The following is a 16,280-nucleotide window of genomic DNA, read 5'->3' as shown; positions in this document are numbered from 1 at the left end:
GGTATTGACCATCCAACCGAACTGACGGATCGTCAGGTATCCGAATGGACCCCAATCCAGGACCTGGGACGGTGAACCTCCGTGGAATTCGGGCTCTTTGTACAGGGATACGTGGGCAAGCGCGCCGAGACCGACCCCCTCGCCGAGCACAAGGCGCTGATGGAGGAGACCGAGTACGTCATCCAGGCGGACAAGTCGGGCTTCAAGTACGCCTGGGCGTCCGAGCACCACTTCCTGGAGGAGTACTCGCACCTCTCCGCCAACGACGTCTTCCTCGGGTATCTCGCACACGCGACCGACCGGATCCATCTGGGATCGGGCATCTTCAACCCGCTCGCCCAGGTCAACCACCCCGTCAAGGTCGCCGAGAAGGTCGCCATGCTCGACCATCTCAGCCAGAACCGCTTCGAGTTCGGCTCCGGCCGTGGCGCCGGGTCGCACGAGATCCTCGGCTTCCTCCCCGGCATCACCGACATGAACTACACCAAGGAGATCTGGGAGGAGACCATCGCCGAGTTCCCCAAGATGTGGCTCCAGGACGAGTACGTCGGCTTCCAGGGCAAGCACTGGCAGCTGCCGCCGCGCAAGATCCTGCCGAAGCCGTACGGGAAGTCGCACCCGGCGATGTGGTACGCGGCCGGGTCGCCGCCGTCGTACGCGATGGCCGCGCGTAAGGGGCTGGGCGTCCTCGGGTTCAGCATCCAGAAGGTCTCCGACATGGAGTGGGTGCTGGAGCAGTACAAGACGGCGGTCGTGAACGCCGAGCCGATCGGTGACTTCGTCAACGACAACGTGATGGTGACGACGACGGCGATCTGCGCGCCCACGCACGACGAGGCGATCCGGATCGCCGTCGAGGGCGGACTGCACTACCTGCCGTCGCTGGTGTTCCGCTACCACGACACCTTCCCGCGGCCCGAGGGCTTCCCCGTCTGGCCGGAGACGCTGCCCGAGTACAACGCCGACTTCGTCGAACTCCTCGTCGAGGAGGAGCTGTTGATCTGCGGCGACCCGGACGAGGTGCTGCGGCAGTGCAAGCGGTGGGAGCAGGCGGGGGCGGACCAGTTGTCCTTCGGGCTGCCGGTCGGGGTGCCGAAGGAGGAGACGTTGCAGACGATCCGGTTGATCGGGGAGCACGTGATTCCGAAGATCGACACGGATCCGGTTCACCGGACGACCCGGTTCCGCCAGGGCGCGTAATCGCCGCGGGCGTGCGGGTCGTCCGGCGACTGCGGGCCGGTCGTGGCTTGTCGCGCCCACGCGGCGGCAGCCGCACATGGATACAGCCCCGCGCCCCTTAGGCACGTCCGCTGCACCGGAGTTCAAGGAGGCAAGGTCCATGCTCGATCACGTCATCAAGGGCGCGACCGTCGTCGACGGGACGGGTGCGCCCTCGTTCGTCGCCGATGTGGGGATTCGCGACGGCCGGATCGCCGTCGTCGGGACGGTCGACGAGGAGGCGCGGACGTCCGAGGACGCTCACGGGCTCGTGCTCGCGCCCGGGTTCGTCGACCCGCACACGCACTACGACGCCCAGCTCTTCTGGGATCCGTACGCCACCCCGTCCCTGAACCACGGGGTGACCACCGTCGCCGCCGGGAACTGCGGGTTCACGCTCGCGCCGCTCAACCCGGCCCGGCCCGCCGACGCCGACTACACCCGCCGCATGATGTCCAAGGTGGAGGGCATGTCGCTGGTCGCACTTGAGGAGGGCGCGCCCTGGAGCTGGAGCGGCTTCGGGGAGTATCTCGACGCCCTCGAAGGGCGAATCGCGGTCAACGCGGGGTTCATGGTGGGGCATTGCGCGCTGCGGCGGTACGTGATGGGGCCGGACGCGGTGGGCGGGCAGCCCAGCGAGGAGCAACTCGCCGAGATCGTACGGCTGTTGCACGAGGCCATGGACGCGGGGGCGTGGGGGTTCTCCACCACGCAGTCCTCGACCCACTCCGACGGGGACGGGCAGCCGGTCGCGTCCCGGCATGCCCTGCCCGCCGAGCTGCTGGCGCTGTCGCGGGCCGTCGGCGAGCACGAGGGCACACAGATCGAGGCGATCGTCGCGGGCTGCCTGGACCAGTTCAGCGACGCCGAGATCGACCTGTTCGTGGAGATGAGCGCGGCGGCCGGACGCCCCCTGAACTGGAACGTCCTCACCATCGACTCGGCCGTCCCGGAGCGGGTGCCCCGGCAGCTCATGGCGAGCGAGCGGGCACGGAAGGCCGGCGGCCGGGTCGTGGCGCTGACCATGCCCATCCTCACGCCGATGAACATGTCCCTGGGCACGTTCTGCGCCCTGAACCTGATCCCCGGCTGGGGACCGGTCCTCGGTCTGCCCGTCCCCGAGCGGATCGAGAAGCTGCGGGAACCGTCCGTCCGGGCCGAGCTGCTGCGGCACGCCGGGTCGAAGGAGGCCGGCGTCTTCCGGCGGCTGACGAACTTCGGGCGGTACGTCATCGGCGACACCTACAGCGCGGCCAACGAGGGCCTCACCGGGCGGGTCGTCGAGGACATCGCCGCCGAACGCGGCCTCGACCCCTTCGCCTGCCTGGTCGAGATCTGCGTGGCCGACGAACTGCGCACGGTCCTGTGGCCGATGCCGACCGACAACGACCCCGACTCGTGGGCGCTGCGCGCGGAGGCCTGGACCCACGAGGACGTCCTGCTCGGCGGTTCCGACGCGGGCGCGCACCTGGACCGCATGTGCGGGGCGCCGTACACCACGCGCTTCCTCGGCGACTGTCTGCGCGGCCGGAGACTGGCCGGCCTGGAGCAGGCGGTGAAGATGCTGACGGACGACCCGGCGCGGCTCTTCGGGCTGCGCGAGCGGGGCCGGATCCAGGAGGGCTTCCATGCGGACCTCGTCCTGTTCGACCCGGAGCGCATCGACGCGGGCAAGGCCACCCTGGTGCACGACCTGCCGGGTGACAGTCCGCGGCTGGACTCGAAGGCGATCGGGGTGCGGGCGGTCTGGGTCAACGGCGTGGCGGCCATCCGCGACGACGTCGTGACCGGCGCCGTACCGGGGCGGGTGCTGCGCTCGGGGCGGGACACCAGGACGGTGAACACCCGGTGAGCGAGGGAGCCGCCAAGGCGGTGAGCGAGAGGCAGCGGCTTTTCGTCGGCGGGGTCTGGGTCGAACCGGACGGCGGCCACTACGAGGTCGTCGACCCGGCGACCGAGGGGACCGTCGGGTTGGCCCCGGAGGCCTCGCGGGATCAGGTGCGCGCGGCCTGCGCCGCGGCCCGCGAGGCCTTCGGCCCCTGGTCGCGCACCCCGCCGGAGGAACGGGCGGCGGTACTGGGCCGGGCCGCCGACGTCATCCGCGCCCGGCTGCTCCCGTACGCCGCGCTGGCCCAGGCCGAGACCGGCGCCACGACCGGCACCGCGCGCGCCATGCAGGTCGGGGTCGGCGCGGCCCGCTTCAAGCGCTACGCGCGCGTGGAGCCCGCCGAGTGGCCGATCCCGCCGCAGATCAACGAGGCCGGCCATGGGGGTACCTCCCACGCCCTTAAGGCAGTGGGGGAGGGGAAGGCGGGCGTGATGGGCGCGGTGGCCGTCCGGCAGCCCGTCGGCGTCGTCACGTGCATCACCTCCTACAACAACCCGTGGGCGAACCCGGCCGGGAAGATCGCCCCCGCCCTCGCCATGGGCAACACGGTGGTCGTGAAACCCGCCCCGCAGGACCCCCTGTCCGTCTACCGGATGGCGGAGGCGCTGGAGGCGGCGGGCGTGCCGCGCGGGGTCGTCAACGTCGTCTCCGGGCGCGCCGTCGAGATCGGTGAGACGGCGGTGTCGTCGCCGGACGTCGACATGGTGAGCTTCACCGGCTCCACGGCGGTGGGCCGGCGCATCGCCGAGGTGTGCGGCCGGGACATGCGGCGCCAGCTGATGGAGCTGGGCGGGAAGGGCGCGGCGGTCGTTTTCGACGACGCGGACGTCGCCTCGGCGGTCGCGGGCATCGGGACGACCTTCTCCTTCTACAGCGGCCAGATCTGCACGGCCCCGACCCGGGTGCTGGCGCACCGCACGGTGTACGACCAGCTCGTCGAGCAACTCGCCGCGTACGCGAGGCGGTTGAAGGTGGGCGATCCGCGGGAGCCCGACACCGTGGTCGGCCCGGTGATCTCGGCCGCACACCGGGACCGGGTGGAGGCGTATGTGGAACTGGGGAGGAAGGAGGGCGCGGTGGTCGTCGCGGGCGGTGAACGCCCGCCGCTGGAGCGGGGCTTCTACGTCGCCCCGACGCTCCTCGCCGACTGCACGAACGACATGCGGGTGGCCCGGGAGGAGATCTTCGGGCCGGTGGTGACGGTCGTCCCCTTCGACGAGGAGGACGAGGGCGTGGCCCTCGCGAACGACTCCGACTACGGCCTCATCGACTACGTCTGGTCGTCGGACGTGGCCCGGGCGTTCCGGGTGGCGCGCCGGCTGCGCGCGGGCGGCGTCGGCGTGAACACGGCCGGCCGCAACATGGAGGCGCCGTTCGGCGGGTTCAAGATGAGCGGGGTGGGGCGGGACGTGGGCTCGTACGCGCTGCACGCCTACAGCGAGGTGCAGTCGATCGTCTGGCCGGGGTGACCGGTCGCGGCGAACCGGTCGAAGTGGACTGGCCGGGGTGAACAACAGGGGCTGTTTGCTTGCCCTTTGAGCCAGGAGGACTGTCCCGGGTGTGCAGAGATCGTTCAGAGAACGCCGAACAGGCGTCGGAGTCGCAGGCGGACCCGTAGCCTCCGGGCGCAGGGGCCTGGACGGCGTCCGGCCGGGCCCGGCCCCGCCCGTGAACATGTCCGGAAATCGTTCGGAGACCACCCGATGCACCAGATGAAGCTCGCCAAGCGACTCGCCCTCACCACCACGGCCCTCGCCGTCGCGACCGCCGGCACCCTGCTGAGCACCACGGTCGGCCATGCCGCGCCCGCTCAGTCCGCAACCGCCCACGTCGACGCGCCCGCCGCGCTCAAGGTGCCCGACGGCAACCGGCTGACCGGCGTCTTCGCCGCCAAGGGCGTCCAGACGTACACCTGTGCCGACGGCGCCTGGAAGCTCCTGGAGCCCGCCGCCACCCTGTCCTACAAGAGAGACCGCGCGCACCGCCCCGTCGCCCTGCACTCCCGCGGCCCGGTCTGGGTGTCCACGGTGGACGGCAGCGCCGTCAACGCCGCCGCCCTCGTCACGTCCCCCAAGGCCGGCACCATCCCCGAGCTGCTGCTGAAGGCCACCGCCACGCGCGGCGCCGGGGTCTTCACCGACGTCACCTACATCCAGCGCCTCGACACGGCCGGCGGCGTCGCCCCGGCCACCGCCTGCACCGGCGCCGACCAGGTCAGCGTGCCGTACTCGGCGACGTACGCCTTCTACAAGCCCGCCAAGTGACCCTCCGGCGCCTCAGCCACCTCCAGCACCTGCATCACCTTCAGCGCCTTCATCACCTCAGTCACCTCAGTCGCTGAGATCGACCCGGATCGTCAGCAGCCCCGTCCCCAGGGCCCGTACGGCAGTGCTGTTGGCCTTGGGGAGGGTGCGCAGGCGGGCGACCGGGTCGTCGTCGGGCAGCAGGTGGGCGGTGCCGTGGTGCCACCGCCCGCCGATCCGCACCCGCACCCGTGGATCGGCCTGGATGTTGCGGACGTACTGCGACCGCTCGCCGAACTCCGAGACCAGCCAGAACGCGTCGCCGACCCGGCGGCCGCCGAGCGGGGTGCGGCGGGGCCGGCCGGAGACCCGGCCGGTGGTCTCCAGGAGGGTGTGGAACGGCAGGCGGCGCATGAGCGGGTTGGCGACGTGCCGCTGGAAGGCGGTGGTTGCGCGGAACCGGAGGTCGCTGGGCGAGGCCATGATCTGTGGGACTCCTTCGCACGCAGGATTGCTGCTGTTGCTTCAATGGTCCCCGACGCCGTCGGCGTGACGAGAGCGGGTGGCTGCACATGCGCGTGGTGAGCTGGAACCTGTGGTGGCGGTTCGGCCCGTGGCGAGAACGCCAGAAGGCGATCCTGGCCGTGCTGCGCGAGCTGCGCCCCGACGTGGTCGGACTGCAGGAGGTGTGGGCGGCCGGCGGTGAGAACCTGGCCGAGTGGCTGGCCGACGAGCTGGGCCTGCACTGCACGTGGGCCGCGTCGCCGTTCCCGGAACGCTGGCGGACCCGGATCGCGGACGTGGACGCGGATGCCGGCTCGGCCGACATAGGCAACGCGGTGCTGAGCCGCTGGCCGGTGACGGAACGGGAGACGTTGCTGCTGCCCGCGCCGGCCGACCTGGCCGACGGCCGTCTCGCCCTCTACGCGCGCGTGGCCGCCCCCGCGTTCGACGTCCCCTTCTTCACCGCGCACCTCACGTCGGCCGTGCAGGCGTCGGCGGTGCGGTGCGCCCAGGTCACGGCCCTCGCGGAGCTGGTCGCCCGGCACCGTGGCGGCACCCCCTGCCCGCCTGTCGTCACCGGCGACTTCAACGCCTGGCCGGACTCCGACGAGGTGCGCCTCTTCGCCGGCACGAGGACCGCGCCGGCCGTCCCCGGCCTGGTGTTCCACGACGCCTGGGACTACGCCGACCCCACCGCGCCCGCCGCCACCTGGACCCCAGAAAACCCGTACGCGGCCCGCCTGTTGGAGCCGCCCGCCCGCATCGACTACATCCACGTGGGCCCGCCCGGCCCAGCCGGCGAGGGCCACGTCCGCCGCGTCCAGCGGGCGGGCCAGGGCCCCGTGGACGGCGTCTGGCCCTCCGACCACGCGGCGGTCGTCGCGGATCTGGCGGAGGGGGAGACGGCGATCATCTGACGGCGGTCAATTCAGTCCCACTGCTCGTCGGCGAGGGAGCTGACCGGCTGCGGCTTGCCGATGACGGCCAGGGCGATGAAGAAGTTGATCTGGCCGATCGCGATGGTCAGGGTGGCCAGTGCCTTCTCGTCGTAGTGCTTCGCCACCTCGGCGTACAGCTCGTCGGAGACGCGCTCTTTGCCGTGCGGGGCCGGCTGGAGGGTGGCCTCCGCCAAGGCGAGGGCGGCGCGCTCGGAGGCGGTGAAGTACGGGGCGTCCTCCCAGGAGGAGACAGCGGTGATGCGCTCCTCGGACTCCCCGGCCTTGCGCAGAAAGCCGGTGTTCAGGACCGTCAGGTAGGTGTTGCCGACGATCTGCCCGGCACGCAGGTGGACGAGGTTCATCGTGGTGCGCGGCACCGAGCGGTTGCCCGTGGCCCGGAAGAGTGCGGCGCTGATGTCGTTCAGCTCGGGTACGAACTCGGCCGGGTTGGGCATCCGGGAGATGGAGGAGTTCGTCATGGCTGCTCTCCTTTTGCTTCGGCCTGGTTGGCGTCTTCACAGCACTGACGGGTCGGCGCACGCAGATGTGACGGGAATCGGGAAAGTTCTTGGGCGTGCTCCGGACCTGGCCATGGTCGCGGCCGGGGCAGACATCGGACTCACTCGTCCAGGCCGTGCGGCCAACCAGATCATGCGGTGTCGAAGGCGCGCGCGACCGCGAGGCTGTCCTCATAGACGTGGTGGCGGACGACGAGGCCGCTGCCCTGCTCGAAGGCGAGGTGCAGGGCGAACCGGGCGCGGTAGGCGCGTCCGGTGGAGCGGGCGGTCTGGCGGATCTCGCCGAGTACGACCGCGTCGTCGCCGTCGACGAGGATCCGCTCGATCTCGGTCGCCGCCTGCCCGGGCACGTGGTGCTCGGCGAGCTCGCGGTAGTGGGCGGCGGCGTCGGCACGGCTGGAGCGGTGCCGGATCCACGGCGTGGCGCTGTGCTGACGACCGTGCTCGTCCTGCGGCCAGTCCAGCTTCCAGTCCCCGTGCTCGGCGTACAACTCGGCGATCCGCTCGGGATCGCCCTCCCCGATCCGCCGCAGCAGCTCCTCGACGGCGGCGCGGGTGGTGACAGTGCGGGTGGTGACAGTGCGGGTGGTGACAGTAGGCGTGCCGGACGACATGACCGACCCCTCCCTGATGACGTCGGACACCGCGCCCTGCCGACGCGGCGAGACCGTCATTCTCGGCGCCCAGGACGGCTTCACGCGATTACCTCCCACGTAACCACCTTTACGGCAGCGGGAGTTGCTCCTCCTTATTGTGTTGGTGCTCAACGGCCCAACGGCGAGAATCTCCGCATCGACTGCCGGACCACGGAGGAACACACCCATGAAGCAGCATCGCGCCGCCCTGCTCGTCGCGACCATCGCCCTGACCCCGGCCGTCCTCTTCGCCACCCCGGCGTTCGCCGCCGACACGACGGCGGCCACAGCGACGACTGCGACGGCGACGACCGATACGCCGGTGGACGAGATGTCCGACGAGGAACTCCGTATCGCGATCGCACGCATCCTGGCGGACAAGGACTCCGGCAAGAGGGTCGTCCGAGAGGCCAACGCCGCCCTCGACGGCACCGTGGACGACATGCGCACCTTCCTCAAGACCGGCTACCGCCTGGCCCAGGCCGAGGACGACAGCGTCGCCGTGTTCCGCATCCTGGGCGACAAGAAGTCCGGCAAGGCGGTCGTCCGGGAGGCCGGCAGGGCCCTCGACGTCGGCACCCCGGAGGCCCTGCGTGCTTTCCTGGAGACCGGGTTCCGCCTGGCCCAGGCCGAGGATGACAGCGTCGCCGTGTTCCGCATCCTGGGCGACAAGAAGTCCGGCAAGGCGGTCGTCCGGGAGGCCAGCAGGGCCCTCGACGTCGGCACCCCGGAGGCGTTGCGCGCCTTCCTGGAGACCGGGTTCCGCCTGGCCCAGGCCGAGGACGACCGCGTCGCCGTGGCCCGCATCCTCGCCGACCCGACCATCAGCGCCGCCCTCCGCGCGGCTGCCGAGGAAGCCATCGACGGCACGCCGGAGGAACTCCGCTACTTCCTGGAGGTCGGCCAGTACGAGGTAGACCGCTAGGCCACGGCCGAAGCTTCCGGGGCGCCGGCGCGGCCACAGGGGCGCCGGCACCTTCTTCCACAAGGTCACGGCGCGCTGAGCGACCCCGTCAGCGAGCCGAGCAGCGCGGCGAAGGCGGAGGGGGTGGTGGTGAGGACGGTTTGGGAGGGGTCGGCGGATTCGGTGAGGTGGATGGCCAGGGAGCGGGGGCCGGCGGATATGTGGACACAGGCTTCGCCTTCTTGGCAGTAGGACGACTTCTGCCAGTCGGTCGTGGGCATGGGGCTCCTTCAGAAGGTCCGGGCGATGGAACGGATCAGGTCTCGCGACTTCGCGGGACTGAGAGCGGTGGCCTCTACGACGTTCAGAAGACGTCGGTACTTCTCCAGGTGAGCTTCGGCGTCGAGCAGAACGGGGCCGTGGAACTGGTCGAGCTGCACAGTGTCCAACTCCGGTACGGAACCGCACAGGTAGTTGATGGACTGCCCTGATCCGGGGAACGCGCCGACCCCGAAGGGGAGCACTCTCAGAGCGACGTGCTTCCGCTGGCTCATGTCGATGAGGTGCTGGAGCTGAGCGCGGGCCACCCTGGGGCCCCCGACCTGCATGTGCAGGGCGGCCTCGTGGATGACGGTGCTGTACGGGTTCGGGTCCTCCCGGAACACCACGTCCTGACGCCGGATGCGGTGAGCGACGCGGTGTTCGACCTCCGGGGGTGTGGGTGCCGGGATCACCTGGCTGAAGATCTCCCGGGCGTGCTCGGCGGTCTGGAGCATGCCGGGGATGTGCGCGGTGAACGCGGTGCGGATCGCCGTGGCGTGGTGCTCCAACTCGGCCAGGACGAGCAGTCCCGACGGCAGCACCTCGCGATACGTGTCCCACCATCCGCGCGTCTTGTCCACCGCCATGTCGGTGAGGGCATCGACGTAGGGCGGGTTCGCGCACGAATAGACGTTGGCCATCGCCCGGACCCGTTCCGCGCTCACGCCGAACCGGGCCGACTCGACATTGCTGAGTTGTCCGGAGCTCGTGCCGAGCAGTTTCGCTGCCTCTGTTGACGTCAAACCAGCCCGCTCGCGGAGCTTGCGCAGCTCTGTGGCCAGCCGGATTCGTCGTGCCGTGGGAGCGGGCCGCGTCGTCATGAGCCTTTTTCTCTCCGGGAGTTTGTCACCCACACGAGGGGAAGGATGCCGAGATTCTTCGGAATTCCGCAAAGCTGCTTTGCGGAGCGCCTACCTTCTTTACACAGGCGCCCCGCCCGGAAGCGCACCGTGGGACGCCGCGGCAATGACACCAGGCACCTGCCCAACTCCCCTCAGCGATCGGAGACTTCCGTGACCACCGTATCCCCGTCCTGGAACTACACCCTGCACCTTCCCCGCGATCCACGCGCACCGGGCATCGCAAGGGGCGCGTTGAGACTGATTCTCACCGCGCATGAGCTGGGCGAGCTGACCCCCACCGCAGAACTCGTGGCCGCAGAGCTGCTGGCGAACTCGCACCTGCACACCGAGGGCTCCTACGCCCTGCGCCTGATGTCGACCCGGCCGGGCGGAGTCCGCGTGGCTGTCTGGGACACGGACCCGCACGTCCCTCCCGGCTTCAAGGGCGACCCTCTCGGCGCCGCCCCGCCGGCAGACTCCGAACAAGGCCGAGGCCTGCACCTCGTACGGGCCTGCACAAACGACGTCGGTGTCTCGGTACTCCGCCACCTGGGCGCGTCGAAGGGCGGCAAGCTGCTGTGGGCGGACTGCGGGGGCGGAACAGCGGAGTGAACGGCCGTCAGGCAGCCATCTCGCTCCGTATCCGGTCCAGGGACTGGGACGCTGCGGCGTGCTGCGAGGGCAACCGCGCCCCCGCCGTGCGCATGACGCGCTGAAGCTGATGCGGGAGGCGCTGCGTCACCGCCTCCCGGGTCGCGATGTCCAGCGACTGTGCGGCACCACTGCGATCTTCGGCCAGCAGTTGAACGTTTGCGACGGTGACCAGTTCGATGACGCGCCACTGCGGGGCCACGACGGTCGTGGGCGTCGGGCTCTGCTCCACAAGCCGCATGGCTCCGTCGGGCCGACCCGTGGAGACGAGACCGCGCAAGCGGATCTCGTGCAGCGAGAAGGGATTGAACAAGCTTGTGTGGTCGACACGGTCGAGCAGGGCGTCACTCTCACGCATCACCCGGTCGAACAGTCCACTGTTGCCCAGCGCGCCGGCTGCCCGGGCGAGGAGCGGCAGGACGGCGGCGCGGGCGCAGTCATCCGGAGCCGTGGCCGCGGCGCGGCACAGCCGCTGGACTGCCGCGCCCCGCAGCTTGGCCTTGCGCAGCTCGTTGCCGTGCATGCGCAGTACGTACGAGGTCATGCGTGGATCTGCGAAATACTCCGCAATCTTCAGGCTCTTGGCCGTCCAATGGGCGGCGGTGGCCAGGCGTTCCTCGGGCAGCACGTTACCCAGGGCGACGCCGAGGCCGACACGCGCTCGGGCGAGCAAGTGCAGGACATCGCGCTCGGTGTGACCATCGTCGACACGGGCTTCGAGGCGGGCGACGAGCGGCCACAGCTCGGAGACGGCTTCGGAGGCGTGCCCGGACTGACGTGCGATCTCGGCAAGGCGGACGGTCGACTCACCGAACTGCAGCATCGCCCGGTGGTCCGTGTCTGCGGGGTCGGTGATGCCGAGGACATGGGGCGACAGGCGAAGGGCCTCGCAGATCCGGCGGCGGGAGCCGATGTCGTCGAGGGCACGCTTCCCCAACTCCAGAGCGGAGATGTAGGTCTTGTCGTAGCCGAGGAGCGCGCCGAGCGCGGTCTGGTTCAGGCCGTGGACCCGGCGGTAGAAGCGCAGGATGCCGGCCAGGTCCGCTGTGGCCAGTACGAGGTGAGCCTGCGGTGTCGCCCAGTGCCACTGGGCGTGTTGGGCCGAGGGTTGGGGAAGCGGGAGCGTGTCCTCACCAGGTCGCGTGACGATCCCGCCCCCGGCCATGGTCGGTTACATCCCCTCGGGCTTGTCCAGGACCGCCAAGTCGGTGCGCCCGTGGCTGTACCAGGCGGAGATGGCCTGCTTGTAGCCGTCCGGCATGTTCAGCTTCGGCATTTCGTCAGCGGTGAACATGCCCAACTGCTTGTGCTCGTGACTGACGACGGGCGGCCGGTCGGGAGTCAGTACGGTGCAGCCGTACGTCACGATCAGTACCCGCCGTCCGGGGATGGGCTGATAGATCCATGCTCCGCCCTCGATGAGCGGGCCGGCCTTGACGTCCCAGCCTGTCTCTTCCCGGATCTCGCGCTCGAGTGCCGCCTCCGGACTGATGTCCGGTGACTGTGCCCCGTCGGGACTGCCGATCTCCAGGCGTCCCCCGGGCAGTTCCCACTCTTCGCGCTCGTTCCGCAGCAGTAGCACACGTTCACGAGCGTCGAGCGCGACGCCTTTCACGGAGACGGGCCAGAGCGGCGGCGTGTACGTCATGGCGGTCCTCGTCCTGATGTGTGCGAGCCCGGGCTTTCGGAACGTAGCACGGGTCCCTCAACTCACCAGTGCGGCGACCGAATTGTCCGAGTCGACAATCAGTCGCTTTACTCCGGCCACCCGACCTTCCCACTCTGATCACAACGCCCCCGATCGAAGGAGTACGGCGATGCTCGACGCCTGCACGGGCTCCGAGTCGCTCTTCGCGGACCACTACATCAACCTGCGCGTCCCGCACGTCGGCGACGCGATCGCCGCACAAGTTCGTGAGACCGGCCTGGTCACCTTCGACGGGCTGCGGACCCGGCCGGAGACCCTGGCGTTCACCTCCCGGCTGATGGCGGTCACGCCCCACCCACATGGTGCCCAGGACGGCCTGACCTTGATCCACGACACAGGAACCCACGCCCACCGCGCCGGCTTCGCCGGTCTCGGTAACGGCGAATTATCCGCCCACACCGAGAGGTCGGGCACTCCCAGGCCGCCGCGCCTGATCCTCCTGGTGTGCGAGCAGTCCGCGTCAATCGGCGGCGAGACCCTTCTGGCCGACGGACGCGACGTGCACGCCCGCCTCGTCGGCGAGAGCCGAGAAGCCGCAGTCGCCCTTTGCCAGCCGCGAACCGCCTACTTCGGAGCAGGCACCGGCCACGCGACACAGGTCTTCACCGTCCAGTCAGATGGGCGGATCTCCATGCGGCTCCGTCAGGACGGTCTGGCCCGCTGGAGCCCCCTCGTCCAGCCTTACCTACCCGTCCTCCGCAGCGCCATCGCCGCCGGCCAGCACCGCCTGATGCTCCGGGCCGGACAGGGCTATCTGCTGGACAACCACCGCTGGCTGCATGCCCGCACACGCTTCACCGGAGACCGACGACTCCTGCGGGCCCTGGGCGAACCCCGCTTCGCTCTACCCAGCGGATTCGCTCCGCACCCGACGGCCGCCTTCCTTTCCAGGACCTGGGAGCCCGACTCATGGGCGAACACGACAAGGAGGTGACCGATGTGTCGGACACCGAGCCTACGGACGTGGGAACGCTGATGGTCGACAAGCGCAATGACCAAGTGGGCGTCGTCATGGGGCACGCGGGGCCCTACGTCCAACTCCGCCCGCCGAGGGGCGGCAGGGAGTGGGACGTTCCACCGACGGAATTACGAAGTCCGACCCAGGCCGAGGAACTGAGCGCCAAGGTGGCCGTAGCCAACGGACGGTGGGGTCGGTGAGCCCATACGCGCCCTCCCTTCCACCGCGACGATCGAGGCGGGGCCGGGTGCCGGGCGGCCCGATCCGCCCTGGACACCATGCGCCGACGGACCCCCTGCGGTGCAGCTCACGAGCTACAAAGGCCAGGAGGATCGCCGTGTACGAGATGCGTCCGGCTGCCGCCGAGGATCAGGATGCGATTGCCGCGATGGTGCGAGCGCGCATGGCTTGGATGCGGGAGCGCGGTGTCCCCGACTGGCCCAGGACCGATGAAGACGTGGACATCATCGCCTCCCAGGCCGCAGACCCGAACTTCCCTGTCTGGGTGCTCGTCGACGTCGGCCAGGTTATCGGCTGCACCACCGTGTTCACGGCGACCCCGGAGTGGGGCTGGACCGCCGAGGAACTGGCCCAGAGCGCGTACTTCCTTGCAACGTCGTTCACGCACCCCGCCCGCCGACGGGACCAGCCTGGCCGCCTGATCGCGTGGTGGGTCCTGGACCGGGCTGCCCGCAAAGGCATCGAGTGGGTGCGCCGCGGCACCTTCGCGGAACGGCTCATGACCTACTACCGCGACGTGCAGGGCTGGGAGTTGGTCCACACCCCGCGGCGCAAGGGCCGCACCGCCTACCTGATGGCCCGCCGGGCAGAGGACCTGCCCGAGTTGATGGCGGTGATCAAAGACTCCGGCACTCCGACGGAGTGACGGCGGCACCACATGTCTTGTCCCGATGAGAAAGGTGATTGCCATGCAACAGAACACCCCGTTCGAGGGACTGTTCGCCGACCAGGAGATCCGTGAGGTTCCGGGCCTGGACCTTCTTTACACCAAGAAGCAGGGCAGCTCGGACACGCAGACCGAGACTGACGACATCTGACAGGTCTCGGCGGTGGGCCAGGGGCAAAGTGCCTGGCCCACCGCTCGGAGCAGGAGGAGCGCGATGATCAAGATGCGGCTGACGGGAACGGCAGGCGTGGGTGGTTGGCAGTGGGACGGGCACAGGTGGATCTCGGGGCGGTCCTGGATCGAGCCCTATACGCACCCGGCGATCGAACACGTCATGGTCACCACGCCGGTCACCACGTCCGAATCCGGCCAGTCCTGCCTGATCGTGCGTGAGGCCGCCGCCGACCGGCCGCCGGTGACGATGTTCCGGCAGGTGACAGGCGGTCCGGAGTTCCGGCGGCAGGTCGAAGAGGTCGATTCATGGCCCCTGCAAGTAGTGCGAGTGGAGGTGACCGCCGGGCAGAGCGTACGGATCACGTGCGGGGAACGAGGCGTCGCACCGCTGTACCTCCGCCCCACAGGCACTCAGCTGACCGTTTCGTGGGACCTGCTCGACCTGCATCCTGGATCCGACGATCTGGACGCCCGCGAAGTCGCCGCGGTGCTTGCCTACCGCACCCGCTACAGCACAGCGACGGTCTTTCGCACCATCCGTCATCTCACCGAACGCGCCACCGCCACATGGGACTGCGCTACTGGCCTGAGCATCACGTACCCGGCCCCGGCCCTGCACTCCAGGCCCCGTGTCCTGCACGCCGCCGCCGATCCGGTAGCCGTGTTCAGCGACTTGCTACGACGCGAGATCACAGCCCGTCCACTGTCCATCGAAGGCTGCGCGGTAGAACTCTCCGGCGGCATGGACAGCGCCATGACCGCACTCGCACTTGCCGAGACCGTCGGACCGGTTCGTACGGCGGCGCTGACGCTCGGCGGAGATGTCGGCGATCAGCAGCATCGGCGGCGTTGCGAGATCTCCGCGCGCGCCTGCCTTGGCCCCGATCTGACCGTGCCCGTCGCAGAGTTCGGTCCCTTCCACTCCACCGGACCTCGCGCGAGCGGTCGGCCGACCAGCCCCACGGACGGCACCTACGCCGAAGCCATGAACGAGCTGTACAGCCGCCTGAGGGCTGCCGGTGCCCGGTGGGTTTTCACCGGGGTCGGCGGCGACGAGCTGTGCTTCCAGCGTCCGGAGGAACGCGCCATTACCGGCGATCCGTGGAACCTGCACCCCGTGCCCGACCACCTCGGCCCCCGCGCCCGGGACACCCTGCCTCACATCGAGGACGACCTGGCACCCGCTTCCGTACTCCACGCCTCCACCCTCACAGCCCTCGCTGTGCACAGCGCGACCGCCATGCGTCACGGCTTATGGCCGATCAGCCCGCTGGCCACCCCGCTCGTGCTGCGATTCGGCGAATCCCTGCCGTTGGCATGGCGACGCGGCAAGAAGCTGATGCGTATCCGCCTGCAACAGGCGGGGTACTCCCGCGAGGTCGTCCACCCGCCGCTGCGGGAGAACTTCGCAGCCACATGCGAAGCGGCCATGCTTCAGGACGGCCTGCCACTCCTGTCCCAGTGGCTGCCCGGATCGATCCTCATGCTTCAGGGCCTGTTGGATCCCGGCGAGCTGAGCGCCCAATGCGCGACCGTAGCCACGACTCGGCATGGGGCCAGCGAGTTGTACCGGCCCCTGGCTCTGGAGGCCGCCCTACGCTCCCTGGCCGTACCGGCTGCGACACCAGCACCGTGAAGCAGGCGCGTCGTATCCGTCTGGTCGCGTTGCTCGTCACCGTGCGCGAAGCGCGTCGAGCAGGGCGGCGAAGGCGATGGGAATGATGGCGAGAATGGCGCGGATCGGCTCGGCGAATTCAGCACGCAGGACGGGGTCGAGATGGGCGGCTATGCGGACGCAGGCTTCGCCCTGGGCGGAGTCCGCGTCGCCGTCTGGGACACGGACCCACGCGTCCCGCCCCGGCTTCAAGGGC

At 69.9% G+C, this 16,280-nt stretch carries 20 protein-coding genes; 12 read left to right on the top strand and 8 right to left on the bottom strand.

The features are described 5' to 3' along the window. The first annotated feature begins 81 nt into the window (after positions 1–81). The 4 genes from ACIBAF_RS11915 to ACIBAF_RS11900 all read left to right on the top strand — a co-directional run bounded on the left by ACIBAF_RS11915 (position 82) and on the right by ACIBAF_RS11900 (position 5,370). Positions 82–1,200, top strand: coding sequence for an LLM class flavin-dependent oxidoreductase (locus ACIBAF_RS11915; RefSeq protein WP_399463042.1), 1,119 nt, complete (start codon positions 82–84; stop codon positions 1,198–1,200). Between the two features lie 139 nt (positions 1,201–1,339). Next, on the top strand, positions 1,340–3,070 hold the full coding sequence (locus ACIBAF_RS11910; protein WP_399463041.1) for an amidohydrolase family protein: 1,731 nt from the start codon (positions 1,340–1,342) through the stop codon (positions 3,068–3,070). Next, on the top strand, positions 3,067–4,575 hold the full coding sequence (locus ACIBAF_RS11905) for an aldehyde dehydrogenase family protein (RefSeq protein ID WP_399463040.1): 1,509 nt from the start codon (positions 3,067–3,069) through the stop codon (positions 4,573–4,575). The genes ACIBAF_RS11910 and ACIBAF_RS11905 overlap by 4 nt, the downstream gene beginning before the upstream one ends. A gap of 243 nt (positions 4,576–4,818) precedes the next feature. Further along, positions 4,819–5,370: a DUF3455 domain-containing protein gene (locus ACIBAF_RS11900; RefSeq protein WP_399463165.1), complete on the top strand. Its 552-nt coding sequence runs from the start codon at positions 4,819–4,821 to the stop codon at positions 5,368–5,370. Between the two features lie 66 nt (positions 5,371–5,436). On the opposite strand, the gene ACIBAF_RS11895 is transcribed toward ACIBAF_RS11900, so the two are convergent. Continuing rightward, positions 5,437–5,832 carry a nitroreductase family deazaflavin-dependent oxidoreductase gene (locus tag ACIBAF_RS11895; RefSeq protein WP_399463039.1) on the bottom strand — a complete coding sequence of 132 codons (396 nt, stop codon included), beginning with the start codon at positions 5,830–5,832 and terminating at the stop codon, positions 5,437–5,439. 89 nt (positions 5,833–5,921) lie between these two features. Between ACIBAF_RS11895 and ACIBAF_RS11890 the strand changes: the two genes are divergently transcribed. Then, positions 5,922–6,770: an endonuclease/exonuclease/phosphatase family protein gene (locus ACIBAF_RS11890; RefSeq protein WP_399463038.1), complete on the top strand. Its 849-nt coding sequence runs from the start codon at positions 5,922–5,924 to the stop codon at positions 6,768–6,770. Positions 6,771–6,781: 11 nt separating this feature from the next. On the opposite strand, the gene ACIBAF_RS11885 is transcribed toward ACIBAF_RS11890, so the two are convergent. Together ACIBAF_RS11885 and ACIBAF_RS11880 are read right to left on the bottom strand one after the other, a co-directional pair. Then, complete coding sequence (locus ACIBAF_RS11885; RefSeq protein WP_399463037.1) at positions 6,782–7,270, bottom strand: carboxymuconolactone decarboxylase family protein; 489 nt, start codon at positions 7,268–7,270, stop codon at positions 6,782–6,784. A gap of 170 nt (positions 7,271–7,440) precedes the next feature. Further along, the gene (locus ACIBAF_RS11880) at positions 7,441–7,923 is read right to left on the bottom strand and encodes a nuclear transport factor 2 family protein (protein ID WP_399463164.1); all 483 of its coding nucleotides are present in this window, start codon (positions 7,921–7,923) and stop codon (positions 7,441–7,443) included. Positions 7,924–8,131: 208 nt separating this feature from the next. Here ACIBAF_RS11880 and ACIBAF_RS11875 point away from each other — a divergent pair, with 208 nt between their 5' ends. Beyond that, positions 8,132–8,869 carry an ALF repeat-containing protein gene (locus ACIBAF_RS11875; RefSeq protein WP_399463036.1) on the top strand — a complete coding sequence of 246 codons (738 nt, stop codon included), beginning with the start codon at positions 8,132–8,134 and terminating at the stop codon, positions 8,867–8,869. 65 nt (positions 8,870–8,934) lie between these two features. On the opposite strand, the gene ACIBAF_RS11870 is transcribed toward ACIBAF_RS11875, so the two are convergent. After that, positions 8,935–9,129: a DUF397 domain-containing protein gene (locus ACIBAF_RS11870; protein WP_399463035.1), complete on the bottom strand. Its 195-nt coding sequence runs from the start codon at positions 9,127–9,129 to the stop codon at positions 8,935–8,937. 9 nt (positions 9,130–9,138) lie between these two features. Beyond that, a complete protein-coding gene (locus tag ACIBAF_RS11865) occupies positions 9,139–9,990 on the bottom strand; it encodes a helix-turn-helix domain-containing protein (protein WP_399463034.1) in 852 nt (283 codons plus the stop codon). A gap of 192 nt (positions 9,991–10,182) precedes the next feature. Between ACIBAF_RS11865 and ACIBAF_RS11860 the strand changes: the two genes are divergently transcribed. After that, the gene (locus ACIBAF_RS11860) at positions 10,183–10,623 is read left to right on the top strand and encodes an ATP-binding protein (RefSeq protein ID WP_399463033.1); all 441 of its coding nucleotides are present in this window, start codon (positions 10,183–10,185) and stop codon (positions 10,621–10,623) included. Between the two features lie 7 nt (positions 10,624–10,630). Here the strand turns inward: ACIBAF_RS11860 and ACIBAF_RS11855 are convergent, their stop codons facing one another. Both ACIBAF_RS11855 and ACIBAF_RS11850 read right to left on the bottom strand, forming a co-directional pair. Beyond that, on the bottom strand, positions 10,631–11,827 hold the full coding sequence (locus ACIBAF_RS11855; RefSeq protein ID WP_399463032.1) for a helix-turn-helix domain-containing protein: 1,197 nt from the start codon (positions 11,825–11,827) through the stop codon (positions 10,631–10,633). A 6-nt stretch (positions 11,828–11,833) separates the two neighbouring features. Continuing rightward, a complete protein-coding gene (locus ACIBAF_RS11850; protein ID WP_399463031.1) occupies positions 11,834–12,310 on the bottom strand; it encodes an NUDIX domain-containing protein in 477 nt (158 codons plus the stop codon). A gap of 169 nt (positions 12,311–12,479) precedes the next feature. Between ACIBAF_RS11850 and ACIBAF_RS11845 the strand changes: the two genes are divergently transcribed. From ACIBAF_RS11845 to ACIBAF_RS11825, 5 genes are all read left to right on the top strand, one after another. Beyond that, the gene (locus ACIBAF_RS11845; RefSeq protein WP_399463030.1) at positions 12,480–13,304 is read left to right on the top strand and encodes a TauD/TfdA family dioxygenase; all 825 of its coding nucleotides are present in this window, start codon (positions 12,480–12,482) and stop codon (positions 13,302–13,304) included. Continuing rightward, positions 13,280–13,528, top strand: a complete 249-nt coding sequence (locus tag ACIBAF_RS11840) for a hypothetical protein (protein ID WP_399463029.1) — start codon at positions 13,280–13,282, stop codon at positions 13,526–13,528. The genes ACIBAF_RS11845 and ACIBAF_RS11840 overlap by 25 nt, the downstream gene beginning before the upstream one ends. 137 nt (positions 13,529–13,665) lie before the next feature. After that, positions 13,666–14,214 carry a GNAT family N-acetyltransferase gene (locus tag ACIBAF_RS11835; protein WP_399463028.1) on the top strand — a complete coding sequence of 183 codons (549 nt, stop codon included), beginning with the start codon at positions 13,666–13,668 and terminating at the stop codon, positions 14,212–14,214. A gap of 43 nt (positions 14,215–14,257) precedes the next feature. Further along, positions 14,258–14,386 (top strand): hypothetical protein, encoded by a 129-nt coding sequence (locus ACIBAF_RS11830; RefSeq protein WP_399463027.1) that lies wholly within the window; start codon positions 14,258–14,260, stop codon positions 14,384–14,386. Positions 14,387–14,449: 63 nt separating this feature from the next. Further along, a complete protein-coding gene (locus tag ACIBAF_RS11825) occupies positions 14,450–16,045 on the top strand; it encodes a hypothetical protein (protein WP_399463026.1) in 1,596 nt (531 codons plus the stop codon). A 36-nt stretch (positions 16,046–16,081) separates the two neighbouring features. Here ACIBAF_RS11825 and ACIBAF_RS11820 read toward each other — a convergent pair whose 3' ends face one another. Further along, a complete protein-coding gene (locus ACIBAF_RS11820; protein WP_399463025.1) occupies positions 16,082–16,276 on the bottom strand; it encodes a hypothetical protein in 195 nt (64 codons plus the stop codon). Between the last annotated feature and the right edge of the window lie 4 nt (positions 16,277–16,280).

Origin of the sequence: Streptomyces sp. NPDC051677 (assembly GCF_044453465.1) — a bacterium.
GTDB lineage: Bacteria > Actinomycetota > Actinomycetes > Streptomycetales > Streptomycetaceae > Streptomyces.
Note: the sequence above shows the minus strand (reverse complement) of the source record. Positions and strands in the feature narration are given on the sequence as shown.

What these genes read in the sequence shown, in the direction of transcription:
- ACIBAF_RS11910 (WP_399463041.1), top strand. Translation starts at nt 1,340, where the DNA reads ATGCTCGATCACGTCATCAAGGGCGCGACCGTCGTCGACGGGACGGGT.
- ACIBAF_RS11900 (WP_399463165.1), top strand. Translation starts at nt 4,819, where the DNA reads ATGAAGCTCGCCAAGCGACTCGCCCTCACCACCACGGCCCTCGCCGTC.
- ACIBAF_RS11895 (WP_399463039.1), bottom strand. Translation starts at nt 5,832, where the DNA reads ATGGCCTCGCCCAGCGACCTCCGGTTCCGCGCAACCACCGCCTTCCAG.
- ACIBAF_RS11890 (WP_399463038.1), top strand. Translation starts at nt 5,922, where the DNA reads ATGCGCGTGGTGAGCTGGAACCTGTGGTGGCGGTTCGGCCCGTGGCGA.
- ACIBAF_RS11885 (WP_399463037.1), bottom strand. Translation starts at nt 7,270, where the DNA reads ATGACGAACTCCTCCATCTCCCGGATGCCCAACCCGGCCGAGTTCGTA.
- ACIBAF_RS11880 (WP_399463164.1), bottom strand. Translation starts at nt 7,923, where the DNA reads ATGTCGTCCGGCACGCCTACTGTCACCACCCGCACTGTCACCACCCGC.
- ACIBAF_RS11875 (WP_399463036.1), top strand. Translation starts at nt 8,132, where the DNA reads ATGAAGCAGCATCGCGCCGCCCTGCTCGTCGCGACCATCGCCCTGACC.
- ACIBAF_RS11870 (WP_399463035.1), bottom strand. Translation starts at nt 9,129, where the DNA reads ATGCCCACGACCGACTGGCAGAAGTCGTCCTACTGCCAAGAAGGCGAA.
- ACIBAF_RS11865 (WP_399463034.1), bottom strand. Translation starts at nt 9,990, where the DNA reads ATGACGACGCGGCCCGCTCCCACGGCACGACGAATCCGGCTGGCCACA.
- ACIBAF_RS11855 (WP_399463032.1), bottom strand. Translation starts at nt 11,827, where the DNA reads ATGGCCGGGGGCGGGATCGTCACGCGACCTGGTGAGGACACGCTCCCG.
- ACIBAF_RS11850 (WP_399463031.1), bottom strand. Translation starts at nt 12,310, where the DNA reads ATGACGTACACGCCGCCGCTCTGGCCCGTCTCCGTGAAAGGCGTCGCG.
- ACIBAF_RS11845 (WP_399463030.1), top strand. Translation starts at nt 12,480, where the DNA reads ATGCTCGACGCCTGCACGGGCTCCGAGTCGCTCTTCGCGGACCACTAC.
- ACIBAF_RS11840 (WP_399463029.1), top strand. Translation starts at nt 13,280, where the DNA reads ATGGGCGAACACGACAAGGAGGTGACCGATGTGTCGGACACCGAGCCT.
- ACIBAF_RS11830 (WP_399463027.1), top strand. Translation starts at nt 14,258, where the DNA reads ATGCAACAGAACACCCCGTTCGAGGGACTGTTCGCCGACCAGGAGATC.
- ACIBAF_RS11825 (WP_399463026.1), top strand. Translation starts at nt 14,450, where the DNA reads ATGATCAAGATGCGGCTGACGGGAACGGCAGGCGTGGGTGGTTGGCAG.